Source organism: Bacillus sp. Marseille-Q3570 (genome assembly GCF_946151055.1).
Classification (GTDB): Bacteria; Bacillota; Bacilli; order Bacillales; family Fictibacillaceae; genus Pseudalkalibacillus.
Genome location: NZ_CAMGYZ010000023.1, coordinates 44743 through 59845, shown reverse-complemented (window position 1 = coordinate 59845; position 15103 = coordinate 44743). Strand labels below are relative to the sequence as shown.

The following is a 15103-nucleotide window of genomic DNA, read 5'->3' as shown; positions in this document are numbered from 1 at the left end:
TTCGTCCTGAGCCAGGATCAAACTCTCCAATAAAGTGTTTGATTGCTCATTAAATGTAAATTGATTCAGGGTTCTTTTTAAAAAGACCCGTTTCACGCTTGGCTTTTGTTCAGTTTTCAAAGAGCTGAAATGGCTTGTTTTCATCCTACCATTTTTGCGTTTGTCGCTTATTGGCGACTTTATTAATGTACCACACCATTTTGTCGATGTCAACAAAGAATTTTATCGTGTGTTGTCGCGAAATCAGTTTTTCCAACGACGAAAAATAATATACCATCTTTTCGAGTTCCAATCAATACATTTTTCAAAAATAACTTCATGAAATATATAAACTCTCTTTCAATAGGATCAACCAGCATTTTTAAACAATCAAAAGGCCGGCCCTGTAAAAGAGCCGGCCTAAACTACATCTTATCGATGCCTCATTTGCGGGAAGAGGAGTACGTCACGAATTGATGGTGAGTTCGTCAACAACATCACGATACGGTCAATTCCGATTCCAAGTCCACCGGTTGGAGGAAGACCATACTCAAGTGCCTCGATGAAGTCTTCATCCATCATATGCGCTTCATCGTTTCCTTCTTCGCGTTCTTTCAACTGCCCTTCGAAACGCTCACGTTGATCGATTGGATCATTGAGCTCGGTAAAGGCATTAGCATGTTCACGCCCTACAATGAAGAGTTCAAAGCGATCCGTAAAACGTGGATCATCCGCATTTTTCTTAGCTAATGGAGATATCGCTGTAGGATGACCATAAACGAATGTAGGTTGAATGAGCTTTTCCTCAACGAAGTGCTCGAAGAATTCATTGACGACGTGGCCAAACGACATCGTTTCTTGGATAGGAACGTTATGTTCTTTTGCAAGTGCACGTGCTTCTATGTCACTCATTTCCTTCCAGAAATCCACACCGGTGTGTTCTTTGACTGCATCAACCATATGGATACGTGTCCATTCAGGTTTCAAGTCTACTTCGTGGTCACCATAAGTGATTGAAGTCGTACCAAGAACCTCCTGTGCTACGTGTGCAATGAGATTCTCCGTAAGCGTCATAACATCTTTATAATCCGCATAAGCTTCATAAAGTTCCATCATCGTAAATTCAGGGTTGTGTCGTGTAGAAACACCTTCATTACGGAATACACGTCCGATTTCATACACTTTTTCCATTCCGCCAACAATCAATCGTTTCAAATGAAGCTCAATTGCAATACGCATATAAAGCTCCATGTCGAGGGAATTATGGTGAGTGATGAATGGACGAGCTGAAGCACCGCCCGGAATCGAGTGCATTGTAGGCGTTTCTACTTCAAGATATCCATTATCATCGAGATAGCGGCGCATCGATTGCAGGATCCGGCTCCGAGTTACGAATGTATCTTTTACTTCTGGATTCATGATCAGATCGACGTAACGCTGGCGATACCGCTGCTCAATATCTTTTAGCCCATGATGTTTGTCAGGAAGCGGACGAAGAGCTTTTGACAACAATGAAAAGTCTGTTGCTTTAACAGACAACTCTCCTACTTTGGTTTTGAACGCTACACCTTTTACACCGACAATATCCCCGATGTCGATCGAGTTGAACAGATCATACTGCTCTTCTCCAACCGCATCTTTACGGACATATAATTGGATTTGACCGGTCAGATCCTGGATATGGGCAAAACCAGCTTTTCCTTTTCCGCGTTTGGTCATAATCCGACCCGCAAGTGCCACTTCATGGTTTTGTTCTGTAAGATCTTCCTTCGAAATCTCTTCAAAACTCTTTGCCATGGATTCGGCAGTATGGCTGCGATCAAAACGGTGACCAAATGGATCGATACCGAGGTTTCGCAATGTATTCAATTTCTCGCGCCGAACGAGCAGTTGGTCATTTAATTCGACGTCTTGACTCATCTATATCACTCCTAATTTACCTATTTCACATCTAAAATGTTGTATCTGATCGTATCCCCATATAATGTGATACGGATATCATCACCTTTCCGCCTTAAAAGAAGTTCCCTCCCGAGTATGGACTCGATGGAGATGTAGTTTCGTAAAGGCGAGGCTTCAACAGGGTGTACGAGTTTATATGTTTCTACTTCATCCAAGAAAGGATCGAAAAGTGTGACCTTTGATCCAAGGGTGACGGTGTCGTTCATCTTGTTTTCAGGTAATGGTTCAGCAGAATACAAAAGTTGTTCCAGATCTGTGATTCTTTGCTTATAAAATTGTTCTTCCTCTTCAGTCATACTCGGTGCATTTCCGAATGGGGTCTTCCTGCTTTCATAAACATCGATCAATTCCGTCGCTAACATCTTGATGCCTTCACTCGTGAGTCGGGTTACATCCTTACTCATAGTCATCCTCCTAAATAAAAAAGGTATTCATGTGCAGACACCAAGAGGTATGTAGTGGCTTGCCCAAAAGCGTCTCACACTCTCCGTTCTTAACAACCATTTTCAATGAATGGTGTTGTGTTGAAGAGTCTGACACTTTTTGGGTCCAGCCTTATCCTACTTTAGCTTGTTTTGCTTCTACTTCTTCTACGTAATCCATCAAGACTTGTTCCATGAGATCACGTGATTCGAGTTCCATGATTTTATTTCGGACTTTTGCGTTTTTAGGCAGTCCTTTTAAATACCATGCAGCATGTTTGCGCATTTCTTTGATCGCGACGTCTTCACCTTTCAAGGCAATCAGGCGATCCAAATGCAGCATGCATACTTTCATTTTTTCACGTGGCGTTGGATCACCGTGCAGCTCTCCAGTTTCAAGGTGTTGGACCGTACGATAAAGCATCCATGGGTTACCTAGCGCGCCCCGACCGATCATGACTGCATCACAGCCAGTGGTCTCGAGCATACGTTTAGCATCCTGAGGTGTTGTCACATCACCATTACCGATAACAGGAATAGAGACTGATTCTTTCACTTCACGGATGATATCCCAGTTAGCTTTACCTTCATACATTTGTACCCTTGTGCGCCCGTGCAGCGCGACTGCTTTACCGCCAGCTTCTTCAATCGCTTGAGCGTTTTCGACAGCGAGGATATGGTCTTCATCCCAGCCCATGCGCATTTTTACTGTTACAGGCTTTTTCACTTCAGGGACTACAGCCGCAACCATGTCGTGGATCTTTTGTGGATCCAGCAGCCATTTTGCTCCAGCATCACACTTTGTGATCTTAGGGACTGGGCATCCCATATTGATGTCAATGATATCGGCATTGGTGTAATCATCGACATACTTGGCTGCTTCAACAAGTGAATCTTTCTCACCGCCGAAAATTTGCAGACTGAGCGGTTTTTCACGTTCATCTACATACAGCATCCGCATCGTTTTATCATTTTTGTGCAGGATTCCTTTGTCACTTACCATCTCAGCACAAACAAGTCCTGCTCCGAATTCTTTCGCAATCAGACGAAAAGCAGGGTTACAAACACCTGCCATCGGGGCAAGCACGACGCGGTTATTCAGTTTGATGTCACCGATCTGAAACATCTTCTTCACCTCTTTACGTTAAATGTACTTTCTCAGGAGAAAGTTCTTCTTCTGATATATTGAGAGCTTGTGTGACTTTGTGGATGTGATCTTGATCCGGTATCCGGTTCCCGCGTTCTATTTCACCGAGAATCGAAACGGATATATTCATTTTTTCGGCGAGTCCTTCTTGTGTGTAGCCTTTCAGTTTTCGAAAAGCCCGAATTCGCCTTCCCCATTGTTCCGCTTCCATACGTTTACTCCTTTTTTGTCAATTCGCTCTTCGATGATCTTCGAAAAGTTTTCCTCCGTATGTGGAAAATGCAAGTCTGGTTGCAGCTCATAAAGCGGAATCATCACAAATCCTCTTTCGAGCATTCTTGGATGTGGAATTTTTAGTTCTTCTGTTTGTATATTCTCTTGATTATACAATAAAATGTCAAGGTCTATCGTACGCGGACCCCAGTGTATCTCGCGTGTACGCTTCAATTTGTTTTCGATGGTCTGGAGTTCCTCAAGAAGTTCTAGTGCTCCAAGATCGGTCCGCACAAGAGCTACCATATTCAAAAAAGGTTCCTGGTCGGTATAGCCGACGGGTTCCGTCTCATAGATGGACGATGTCCTTTCAATCCGGGTACCAGGAAGAAACTCGATCTCTTTAAGGGCACTTCTCAAAAAAACGGAACGGTCTCCAATATTGGACCCTAATGCAATAAAAGCATCATTCATTTTCTCGACCTCTTAAGCTCAATGGCGACTGAATCGTAGTGACCTGGGATTGGCGGGTCAGGCTTGATGACTTTGACCGTGCAATGTAAAACAATCTCGAATTTTTCAAGGATCGCTAGTGCAATCTCTTCAGCAAGCTTTTCAACCAGTTTTCTTGGTTCACCCTCCACGATTTCTTTTGTCTGTTCGTATGCCTGTCCATAATGGACTGTGCTTTCAATATCATCTGATTTCGCTGCGTCTGACAGATCACACTCGAGTACAAGGTCGACATTGAATCGTTGTCCGAGCTTCTGTTCTTCAGGATAGACACCATGATAACCGTAAAATTTCATGTTATTGATATAGATCTTATCCATTTTGAACCGCTCCCTTCTTCATCAACATTGCATCCATCATCATTGCCATCCGTTTATTCTCAAGGACATCATGTACGCGTACAAGCTGGCACCCTTTTTGGATTCCAAGACAAGTCGTTGCTCCAGTCCCTTCCATTCGTTCGTTCGTTTCCGTCTCTAATACACGTCCGATGAAAGATTTCCGGGAAGTCCCGAGGAGCACAGGATAACCGACCGCTGTCAATACCTCCAGATTCGACATGACATCCAGGTTGTCTTCATACGTTTTTGCAAACCCGATCCCTGGATCAAGGATGATGTTCTCATCTTTCACTCCTGCATCTTTCACAAGGGCGATACTTTCTCTTAAATCTCTTACGATGTCGGACATCAAGTGGTTGTAATTCTTGTCCTCCCTGTTATGCATGAGGATGATCGGAACTTGATAGTCTGCAGCGACTTGAGCCATCTGAGGATCAGCTTTCCCCCCCCAGATATCATTGATGATGTTCGCACCAGCTTCAATTGCCTGTTTTGCGACTTCAGCTTTGTAGGTATCGATGGAAATTGCCACGTCAACGGCCTCTCCCACCGCTTTTATGATTGGTACTACACGTTCCAATTCCTCTTCAACAGTCACTTTATCAGCCCCAGGACGTGTGGATTCGCCTCCGATATCTATGATGTCAGCACCTGCTTGAACCATTTCTTGAGCGTGTTCCACTGCCCGTTCAACAGAATCGAAATTTCCTCCGTCCGAAAAAGAATCCGGTGTTACATTAAGAATCCCCATGATCCATGTGCGTTCGTTCAGGTCTATGGTTGAATCATGAAACTGGACCATCCAAGGTTGATGCTTAATCTCTTCTGCCATTAGGAGACTATCGATTTCTGCACCTAATTGGGTAACATCCTTCATTTCACTCTCAAGCAACAGGGTCACTGCACTTTTGATTCCATAAGAGTTTCCAAGAATAATCGCATCTGTCTTTTCGGCGTCAAGCTGCTCAGCATCTTCATGGATAATACATTCCTGCCCTTCAAGCAACAAGGTCTGTTTCAACTGCCAAGCTGCTTTTAAAGGCACATCCTCGACTCGGATGACTGTTTTACTATCGATTAATCGTTTTCGCCGTAGGCTTTCGATTTTTGCCCCTACAGACATCAGTTCGTTCATCGCATCTGTTTCATTTTTCGGATATATGAAAATCGGGTTATACTTCATCGTTAAAATCCTTTCTCGTTTGTTCAAAGCTTGTTACGGTCTTTTTTATAGAAACTGAACAATTCATTCGTGACGTTTCCACTCTTTCCTGTAAACGTTGTGTCGTCGATTCTGCTGATGGCTATTATTTCTTGAATCGAGTTGGTTATGAAGCATTCTTCAGCTTGAAGCAATTCTTCTTTCTTAAACTTGCCTACTTGAACCGAGATACCCAGCTTGTCGCAAAGAGATAGAACATATTGCCGTGTAATGCCGTTTAAAATCCCAGTATCAATAACAGGCGTGTAGAGGGTATTTTCTTTCATCCAGAATATATTCGAGGTGATTCCCTCCGCCACAAACCCTTCATCCGTTAGGAAGATCCCTTCGATTGCCGGGTCCTGCAGTTCTTGTTTAGCAAGTAGATTGTTTAGAAAGTGATGGGATTTCAAGCGTATCTGGCCTTCGGGTGTATTTCTCGGAATCCTTAGTACCTTCGCTTCTTTCTCTTGCAGCGTTACCGGGGCATCAGCCAGCTCTCCTCCATATACCATAATGGTAGGATCTTTAAATTCAAGTGTCTTTAAAGCTGGGGCACCATTTCCAGCTGATATGTTAAGCCGTATGCTTGCGTTTGTCCATCCATTCAGCTGTAAAAGCTGGTCAATGATGCTTTCAATTTCAGCATTTCCGGTCACTTTCCTGATGTTCAAATCATGCAATGCATTATTCATTCTTTCCAAATGTTCGTTCAACAAAAAGGGGTGGCCCTCATAAATCCGAAAGGTTTCAAAAACACCTATCCCATATAAGTAGCCATAATCGAATGGCGAAATCGAAGCTTCTGTATCTTTGATAAATTCACCGTTCAAATAGATGTACATGCCATTTCACGCCTGTATGTGTTGGTAAAGTTCCGTAGCAGCTGCTTACCGTCTGCAGTCATTATCGATTCCGGGTGAAATTGTACCCCTTCGATTGGAAGTGACTTGTGACGGATGCCCATGATTTCGCCTTCCGCTGTTTCAGCAGTGATTTCAAAACAATCGGGCAGGGTTTCCCGCTCTACGATCAGGGAATGATACCGCGTCGCAACGATTTCCTCAGCCATCCCCTCATATAGAGTTTTACCATCATGCCGGATCGGTGAGGTCTTTCCGTGCATCAAACGTTCTGCACGGATGACTTTTCCCCCGAATACTTGAGCAATCGACTGATGGCCGAGACATACTCCGAGGATCGGGATTTTTCCAGCAAAATACTCGATCACCTTCAAGCTGATCCCTGCTTCATCCGGACTGCATGGCCCTGGAGAAATCATCACATAACTTGGTCTCAATTCTTCGATTTCTTCTATCGTAATATCATCATTTCGCCTGACAATCAGTTCTTCCCCAAGTTCTCCTAAGTATTGAACGAGATTATAGGTGAAGGAGTCGTAATTATCGATCATGACTATCATGGTTTACACCTTCTTCATCGTGTCTTGTTCGCTAAGTTCTTTTGCATGCCATAGCGCTTTTGCTTTTTTCAGGCTTTCTTTGAACTCAGCTTTTGGATGCGAATCAATGACAATCCCAGCTCCTGCCTGGACATGTGCGGTTTGATCCTTACATATCATCGTACGGATCGCAATGTTCAATTCTGTATCTCCATCAAACCCGATCCAGCCGATAGAGCCTGTATAAACGCCTCTTCTAACAGGTTCGAGTTCCTCAATGATTTCCATCGTTCGTACTTTCGGCGCGCCCGTAATCGTTCCTCCTGGAAACGTTGCCCGGATCAAATCAACTGTATTTCGATCAGGATGCAGTTCGCCCTGGACATTCGATACGATGTGCATGACATGTGAATATTTTTCAATCACCATGAATTCATTCACTTCGACCGTTCCATACTTACATACTCTGCCTAAGTCATTACGTTCCAGATCAACCAACATGACGTGTTCTGCTCGCTCTTTGTCGTTTTCGATCAACGTTTTAGCTAGTGCTTCATCTTCTGCTGGATTCTTGCCTCTTGATCTTGTACCAGCAATCGGACGGGTACTTACATGGTTGCCTTTCTTTTTGACAAGCAGCTCTGGTGATCCATTGACGAGCTGAAACTCAGGCGTTTGGAAATACCCCATATAAGGCGAGGGATTGAAATCTCTCAAATGCTCATAAATTCGGATAGGATGAGATTGGAGCGGTTTAGATTGACGAACTGATAAATTCACCTGAAAGACATCCCCGCTGCGGATATACTCCTGTACTTGACGAACAGCAGATTTGAATTGCTCTTCATCCATCGAAAATTGTAATTCATCAGCTTCCGAGTGGTTGAAAGGAGCTGATAGGGGCTCTGTGTGCTCGAACTTACCCAACCATAGGCGTTCCATTTCTTCAAGCTTTTTGAGGCCAGCAGTCCTTTCCTCTTCTGGGGTATGCGTTACTAACGTAAGCTTGTCCATTTGTTTATCCAATACGATAAAGTCTTCAAAAATCATAAAATAGATGTCCGGCATTCCCAAATCATCAATCGTTTTTTCTGGCAGATGTTCAATCTGGCGCGCAACATCATAACTTATATAGCCAATCGCTCCGCCTTTGAAATCGGGAAGTTCCGCTTCGTCTGTTCCGTTGATGATGGTGTATGTTTCTAAATGACTTTGAAGTTGATCTAGTAAATCTCCTTCTCTTGTTTCCACACCATATCTTGATTCGATCGTCAATGTATGATTCTTACCGGTCACGACAGCTGAGGGTGACTTTCCGATGATATGGTACCTCCCACCTCTTCCGCTTTCTAAAAGGACATGATGGGGTTCATTCGCGTTTATATTTTTATATCGGTCAAACCAGTTTTCTGGATTACCGTTAATCGTTTTCGTCAACCTTACTTTCTTCACTTGCATAGAAGTCCTCTCCTACGTTCAATTTCCTCTTTCATTGTACATGAACATAAAGGGGATGACACGCAAAAACAGCCTCCAGTTATTTACAAATATGCCGCTATCTCGTTTCTCTCTTTACTTGTCGAGACTGTTTTCCCGTGTACTTCGAATTAATAAGTATTCTCAACCATATAGTAGTGGACACGAGAGACCCTATTCGTTTAAGATCAACGAAAATCAGCAGAGTTTCCCTCAAGTAGCGGAAAAGTTGTCCTCTAATTTCTAATGGTCCTCAAAGGTCCGACCATAGCAGCACTTTTCTTTCTATATTGTGAAAAAGAGGCTGACATTGGCGTCAGCCTCCTTTCTCTTTTATTGCTTTTATTCTTCTTCAAATTGATAAAGTGGTGTGCTCAAGTAGCGTTCTCCGTTACTAGGTATGATCGCGAGTACTTTTTTACCTTTTCCAAGTTCTTTTGCGACTTTCAGTGCGGCAGCAATTGCTGCACCAGAAGAAATTCCTCCAAGCAGCCCTTCTTCTCTTGCCGCTTTCCTCGCATATTCAAACGACTCTTCTGTTGAAATCGTTAATACTTCATCATATAGAGATGTATCCAGGATAGAAGGTACGAACCCAGCACCGATGCCCTGGATTTTATGTGGACCTGGCTTACCGCCTGATAAAACAGGTGAGTCTTTCGGTTCGACAGCATATAGTTTGATTGATGGATATTTATCCTTCAGCACTTGGCCAGCACCGGTAATGGTACCGCCTGTGCCGATGCCAGAAACGAATGCATCCAGCTGATCACCCATTTGTTCAACGATTTCCTTACCAGTTGCATTTTTATGAACTTCTGGATTTGCTTCATTCATGAATTGCTGTGGCATGAAATAGCCTTTTTCATTAGAGAGCTCTTCTGCTTTCGCAATGGCACCTTTCATTCCTTCAGCTCCAGGTGTCAAGACAAGCTCAGCTCCATAAGCACGAAGCAGATTTCGACGCTCCATGCTCATTGTGTCCGGCATAACAAGAATGGTGCGATACCCTTTTGCAGCTCCGACCATTGCAAGACCAATCCCTGTGTTTCCACTGGTCGGTTCGATGATCGTATCACCGTCTTTTAATGCACCATCCTTCTCAGCAGCTTCAACCATCGCTTTTGCGATACGGTCTTTCACACTGCTTCCAGGGTTCATGAATTCCAGTTTCAAATACACATCTGCGTCGTTCTCCCCTGTAAGCCGGTTCAGCTTGACGACTGGAGTTTCTCCAATTAAATCAACAATCGAATTTCCTACTCTCATCCCTTTCACTCCTTCAATTCCTAGTATTTTCATAGGAATAATGTTGGAACTATCATATCATTATCAGAATGTTAATTCAATTATTCTGACCCATACTCCCATTTAACATCAAGTTCCTTCCAGAGTTGTTCTGGATTGAAGGTGGTATCCATTTGTTGAAGTGCTAATTGTCTTCTTATCTGCCCTTTCACTTCCTCGAATTCATACTTGTTTCCTGGTTTTTTATCGTGGAGCATCACAATACCATACCCATCATCGGTTTGAATGGGATCGCTCCACTCGTCTTTATCGAGTTCAGGAATGACATTGAAATATGCAGATTCGACATAATTACTTGAGGTATCTACCCATCCCATGGCACCACCGCTTGGAGCAGAGAACTCATCGATTGAACGTTCCCTTGCAAGCGTTGAAAAAGATGAACCACTCTCAAGCTCATCAAGCACTTGATTTGCTTCTTCTTCTGTCTTTACAACGATCTGCGAGATTTGAAATAAAGGCTTGAGGTCATAAAGTTGCTCATTCTCATTATAATATTTACGCAACTCTTCCTCTTTGATGACGACATCTTTCGTAATCAATTCTTCTAAAAGGATCGCATGCTCGATTTCTTCCTTCAACTGTTTACCGTCCATCACCTGAATGTCAGGATGTTCATGAGCATCCGCACCAGCCCCGACCATTCTTTGGTACAGTTCGATCTCCCGCTTCAGTTCTTCATCAGATACAGCTATATCATATTTTTTCGCGAGTTGTGCGACGACCTTTTTATCGATCATCTGCTTTAAAACATCTTTTCCATATCGTTTCTTCAACAATTCAACCCATTCAGATTCTGAAATCGATTCATTGCCGATCTGTGCGACACTGCCTGAAAGGTTCATAAGAAGATTTCCAGATTGTTCACCGGAAGCATTGCTGCTAGCCTTTGCAAAATAAATAATCGATCCGATGTTCGTTAATAGAAGCAAAACGATCACACCGATTAGAATTTTCCGATTCATCCATTCTTCTCCTTACGTGCTTCTTCAGCAAGTGATTCCAGATCCTCTTTTGTATAGTGATAAGATTCATTACAGAAGTGACAATTGGCATCTGCTTTTCCATCTTCTTTGATCATATCTAGAATTTCCGCTTCGCCCAGACTGATGATCGCATCTGCAAATCGTTCGCGTGAACAACTGCATGAGAACGAAACTGGTGACGTTGAGAGGATTTTGACATTTTCTTCACCTAAGACGTTATATAATAATTGTTCAGGGCTATCTCCTGACTCAATCATTTTCGAAACGGGATCGATATGCTCCAGCCGCTTTTCGATGAACGTGATCATTTCCTCTTGTGCCCCGGGCATAACCTGGATGACAAATCCTCCCGACGCAAGGATTGAGTTATCCGGATTCACAAGTACACCAACTGCAACCGCAGAAGGAATTTGCTCAGAGGATACGAAATAATACGTAAAATCTTCTCCAAGCTCACCGGAAACAATAGGAACCTGGCCAGTGAAGTTTTCCTTCATGCCAAGGTCTTTGACAACGGACAAGTGTCCGTTTGTCCCAACGGCTCTTGCTACGTCCAGTTTTCCATGCTTATTCAAATCGAAATGGACGTTCGGATTAGATACATACCCTCTCGTTTCGCCTTTCGAATTCGCATCTACGATGATGACACCGATCGGTCCTCCACCTTCGATTTTCACTGTCAATTTATTGCTGTCACCTTTCAACATAGAAGCCATCATCGTAGAAGCGGTCATGGCACGGCCTAGTGCGGCAGAAGCGGTAGGTAAGGTTTTTTGGCGGCGTTGTGCTTCTCCTACCATATCAGTTGTATTTACTGCATAAGCACGGATATTCCCATCAAAGGCTAGTGCTTTTACTAAGTAATCGGACATTGAGGATCTCCTTCCTTAATGAAGTTCTGTATTTTTATGATAGATCAACTGCAAGCCTTTCAATGTCAGGAACGGATCAACAACATCAATGATGGGAGACTCTTCTCCGATCAGGTGCGCTAAACCGCCTGTCGCAATCACCAATGGTTCCTCCTCGGCCTGTTCTTTCATCCGTTTGACGATGCCTTCCACTTGACCGACATATCCATAAAAAATACCGGCTTGCATCGCACTTACAGTATTCTTACCGACAACGTGGGAAGGTTTTGTGATTTCAATCCGAGGTAATTTAGCGGCATGCGTATAGAGGGCTTCAGTGGAAATGCTGATCCCTGGTGAAATCGCTCCGCCTAAATAGTTTTTGTTTTTATCAATATAGCAATACGTTGTTGCCGTACCAAAATCGACGATGATCAACGGTGAATCATATTCATGCAATGCTGCAACCGCATTGACGATACGGTCAGCACCGACCTCTCGCGGGTTTTCAGTTTTTATGTTCAAACCGGTCTTGATTCCAGGACCGATGATGAGTGGCTTTAGGTTAAAGTATTTCTCACACATTTTCTCGAGCGGAAACATAAGTGGAGGTACCACCGATGATAGGATGATCCCATCAATGTCGTTAAAGCCAAGACCAATATGTGTCAGCAAATTGGAAATGAACATTCCATATTCATCTTCGGACTTTTTCCGGCTTGTACCAACTCGCCAATGGTATTTAAGATCGTCTCCTTCATAAACACCGAGGACGATATTTGTATTTCCTACATCCATTACTAAAATCATGTCATTCCCCACTATCTATACGAATTCTATCTTTAGTTATAACATAAACATCCGTTGAAAACATCAAAGATCAAGCCCGGGAGCCTTACTTCCGCACCCTATCCTCGCTGAAACCAAGATGCACTTCCCCGTTAACGGACACAGGAGACCTTATTTGACCAAAATAATGGAATTTTACAAACTTAACGGACACCAGGGACCTTATTTCGCAAATATCATAGAAAATCAGCTGCTTTGTTCACAGATAACGGCTGTGGTGTCCGTTAAAATTCAGAAACATCGATTTTGCCTACAAATAACGCCTCTGATGTCCGTTAGCTAAAGATATGGCTTTGGGGTCTCGCAGAAATCAACATCTTAGACCATTAAAGTTCCAGAAGATCTTTACCTTGCCCACCATTGTAAGAGATTACTTGCCTTTATCATAATAAAGTGCGAGGTAGTCCTTAATTCAAAAAAGATGCCCATCGTCAGGGCATCTTTTTGAGATGAATATTATTCTCTATCCTCAGAATCTGAATCCTTATTTTCATCAGATTCCTCTGAAGTGTTTTCTTCTTTTTTCGTGATATTGACCTTCACATCATCATCGGAAGACTCAGGTTTCTTCTTCGGGTATTCATATCCTTCAGGCATTTCACCTGTTTCAAACAGGGATTTGATCTGTTCGCTATCGAGCGTTTCGACTTCTTTCAATGTTTCAGCAATCAGATTCAATTTATCCTGATGTTGGACAAGAATTTCCTTACAGTGATCATATGCTTCTTTTATGATCTTTTGGACTTCAAGATCGATTTCATGAGCGATTGCATCACTATAATTTTGTTCATTTTGAATGTCACGGCCTAAGAATACATTACCGCCTTGACCTTGCCCGAATTGCATCGGACCGAGTTTTTCACTCATTCCGAACTCAGTGACCATACGACGAGCGATGCCTGTAGCACGCTGGAAGTCGTTGCTTGCGCCGGTACTTGATTCATTGAACGAAATTTCTTCCGCCACACGTCCGCCGAGCAATCCAGTGATCTTGTCGACCAATTCTGGCCTAGTCATGAAGTAACGGTCTTCTTTAGGTAGGGTTACCGCATAACCACCAGCCTGACCACGAGGGACAATGGTGACTTTATGGACAATCTCCGCATTGTCTAGAACAAGACCGATAATCGTATGTCCTGCTTCATGATAAGCAACGATGTTCTTCTCTTTTTGGGAAATGACACGGCTTTTTTTGGCCGGACCGGCAATGACGCGATCTGTCGCTTCATCGATGTCTTCCATTTCAATTTGTTTCTTATTCTGTCGAGCAGCAACAAGAGCTGCCTCATTCAACAAGTTCTCAAGATCTGCACCAGAGAATCCTGGGGTACGCATTGCAATCGTTTTGATATCGACTGTATCTGCTAAAGGTTTGTTACGGGCATGTACTTTAAGTACCGCTTCGCGTCCTTTGACATCAGGACGACCGACTGGAATTTGACGGTCAAAACGTCCAGGACGCAATAATGCTGGGTCTAGAATATCCGGTCTGTTCGTAGCCGCCACGATGATGATTCCTTCGTTCGCACTGAAACCATCCATTTCAACAAGCAACTGGTTCAAGGTTTGTTCACGTTCATCGTGACCTCCACCAAGACCCGCGCCACGCTGACGACCTACTGCATCGATTTCATCGATGAAGATGATACATGGTGAGTTCTTCTTCGCGTTCTCAAATAAATCACGGACACGGGAAGCACCGACACCGACGAACATCTCGACGAAATCAGAACCACTGATAGAGAAGAAAGGAACGCCTGCTTCACCGGCTACAGCCTGAGCAAGTAATGTCTTACCAGTTCCTGGAGGTCCTACCAGCAGGACACCCTTTGGAATACGTGCACCAAGTGATGCGAATTTACGAGGATCCTTCAAGAATTCGACAACCTCGACCAATTCTTGCTTCTCTTCATCTGCACCCGCTACGTCTTTGAATGTTACTTTCTTCTTTTCTTCACTGTAAAGTTTAGCCTTACTTTTACCAAAGTTCATGACACGGCTGCCGCCACCCTGAGCTTGGTTAAGAAGGAAGAAGAATAAGATGAAAATGATGACAAATGGAATAATGGAGGTAAAGAAGGTTACCCAACCGCTTGTTCCTTCAGCTTCCTTTATTTCAACATCTGCACCCTCCACCTGTGCCAGGACATCTTTAGTCATGTCCGGTGGGATGTTTGTAGTGAAAGTCGTCTCATCGTCATAAGACTTCAGCTTACCTTGTAGAACGTAAACCTGATTCTTAGGCTGCATCGTAAGAGACTCGATTTCACCATTTTGTAGAGCTTCGGTGAAATCACCGTATTTTAATTGTTTAACGTCGTTGTTGTTGCCATTGAAGAAACTGACGATCCCAACAACAACAAGGAATATTAATAAGTAAAATATTGTATTTCTAAAGATGCGATTCATCCCTTACCTCCTCTCGCATACAAGCAAATCATAATTTATAGTAT

The 15103-nt window shown here is 43.3% G+C and carries 15 protein-coding genes; all 15 read right to left on the bottom strand.

Annotation, left to right across the window (positions count from 1 at the left end; all coding sequences use genetic code 11):
- Positions 1 to 411: 411 nt before the first annotated feature.
- Entirely contained in the window at positions 412 to 1899 is a 1488-nt protein-coding gene (gene lysS, locus N8M93_RS21845) for a lysine--tRNA ligase (RefSeq protein WP_261134752.1), read from the bottom strand.
- Between the two features lie 20 nt (positions 1900 to 1919).
- The gene (locus N8M93_RS21840; protein ID WP_261134751.1) at positions 1920 to 2345 is read right to left on the bottom strand and encodes a GreA/GreB family elongation factor; all 426 of its coding nucleotides are present in this window, start codon (positions 2343 to 2345) and stop codon (positions 1920 to 1922) included.
- Positions 2346 to 2496: 151 nt separating this feature from the next.
- Positions 2497 to 3489 (bottom strand): tRNA dihydrouridine synthase DusB, encoded by a 993-nt coding sequence (gene dusB, locus N8M93_RS21835; RefSeq protein WP_261134750.1) that lies wholly within the window; start codon positions 3487 to 3489, stop codon positions 2497 to 2499.
- Between the two features lie 13 nt (positions 3490 to 3502).
- Positions 3503 to 3721 carry a helix-turn-helix domain-containing protein gene (locus N8M93_RS21830; RefSeq protein ID WP_261134749.1) on the bottom strand — a complete coding sequence of 73 codons (219 nt, stop codon included), beginning with the start codon at positions 3719 to 3721 and terminating at the stop codon, positions 3503 to 3505.
- A complete protein-coding gene (gene folK, locus N8M93_RS21825) occupies positions 3673 to 4197 on the bottom strand; it encodes a 2-amino-4-hydroxy-6-hydroxymethyldihydropteridine diphosphokinase (RefSeq protein WP_261134748.1) in 525 nt (174 codons plus the stop codon). Before folK ends, N8M93_RS21830 begins: the two co-directional genes overlap by 49 nt.
- Positions 4194 to 4556: a dihydroneopterin aldolase gene (folB, locus tag N8M93_RS21820; RefSeq protein ID WP_261134747.1), complete on the bottom strand. Its 363-nt coding sequence runs from the start codon at positions 4554 to 4556 to the stop codon at positions 4194 to 4196. Before folB ends, folK begins: the two co-directional genes overlap by 4 nt.
- The gene (gene folP, locus N8M93_RS21815) at positions 4549 to 5379 is read right to left on the bottom strand and encodes a dihydropteroate synthase (RefSeq protein ID WP_261134755.1); all 831 of its coding nucleotides are present in this window, start codon (positions 5377 to 5379) and stop codon (positions 4549 to 4551) included. Before folP ends, folB begins: the two co-directional genes overlap by 8 nt.
- Positions 5380 to 5783: 404 nt before the next feature.
- The gene (pabC, locus tag N8M93_RS21810; protein ID WP_261134746.1) at positions 5784 to 6623 is read right to left on the bottom strand and encodes an aminodeoxychorismate lyase; all 840 of its coding nucleotides are present in this window, start codon (positions 6621 to 6623) and stop codon (positions 5784 to 5786) included.
- Positions 6608 to 7201: an aminodeoxychorismate/anthranilate synthase component II gene (gene pabA, locus N8M93_RS21805; protein ID WP_261134745.1), complete on the bottom strand. Its 594-nt coding sequence runs from the start codon at positions 7199 to 7201 to the stop codon at positions 6608 to 6610. Before pabA ends, pabC begins: the two co-directional genes overlap by 16 nt.
- A 3-nt stretch (positions 7202 to 7204) precedes the next feature.
- Positions 7205 to 8638, bottom strand: coding sequence for an aminodeoxychorismate synthase, component I (pabB, locus tag N8M93_RS21800; protein WP_261134744.1), 1434 nt, complete (start codon positions 8636 to 8638; stop codon positions 7205 to 7207).
- 360 nt (positions 8639 to 8998) lie between these two features.
- On the bottom strand, positions 8999 to 9925 hold the full coding sequence (cysK, locus tag N8M93_RS21795) for a cysteine synthase A (protein ID WP_261134743.1): 927 nt from the start codon (positions 9923 to 9925) through the stop codon (positions 8999 to 9001).
- Between the two features lie 80 nt (positions 9926 to 10005).
- Complete coding sequence (locus tag N8M93_RS21790) at positions 10006 to 10929, bottom strand: peptidyl-prolyl cis-trans isomerase (RefSeq protein ID WP_261134742.1); 924 nt, start codon at positions 10927 to 10929, stop codon at positions 10006 to 10008.
- Positions 10926 to 11822, bottom strand: a complete 897-nt coding sequence (gene hslO / locus N8M93_RS21785) for an Hsp33 family molecular chaperone HslO (RefSeq protein WP_261134741.1) — start codon at positions 11820 to 11822, stop codon at positions 10926 to 10928. The genes N8M93_RS21790 and hslO overlap by 4 nt, the downstream gene beginning before the upstream one ends.
- Positions 11823 to 11837: 15 nt before the next feature.
- Positions 11838 to 12611: a type III pantothenate kinase gene (locus tag N8M93_RS21780; protein WP_261134740.1), complete on the bottom strand. Its 774-nt coding sequence runs from the start codon at positions 12609 to 12611 to the stop codon at positions 11838 to 11840.
- Positions 12612 to 13106: 495 nt separating this feature from the next.
- Positions 13107 to 15059: an ATP-dependent zinc metalloprotease FtsH gene (ftsH, locus tag N8M93_RS21775; protein ID WP_261134739.1), complete on the bottom strand. Its 1953-nt coding sequence runs from the start codon at positions 15057 to 15059 to the stop codon at positions 13107 to 13109.
- Between the last annotated feature and the right edge of the window lie 44 nt (positions 15060 to 15103).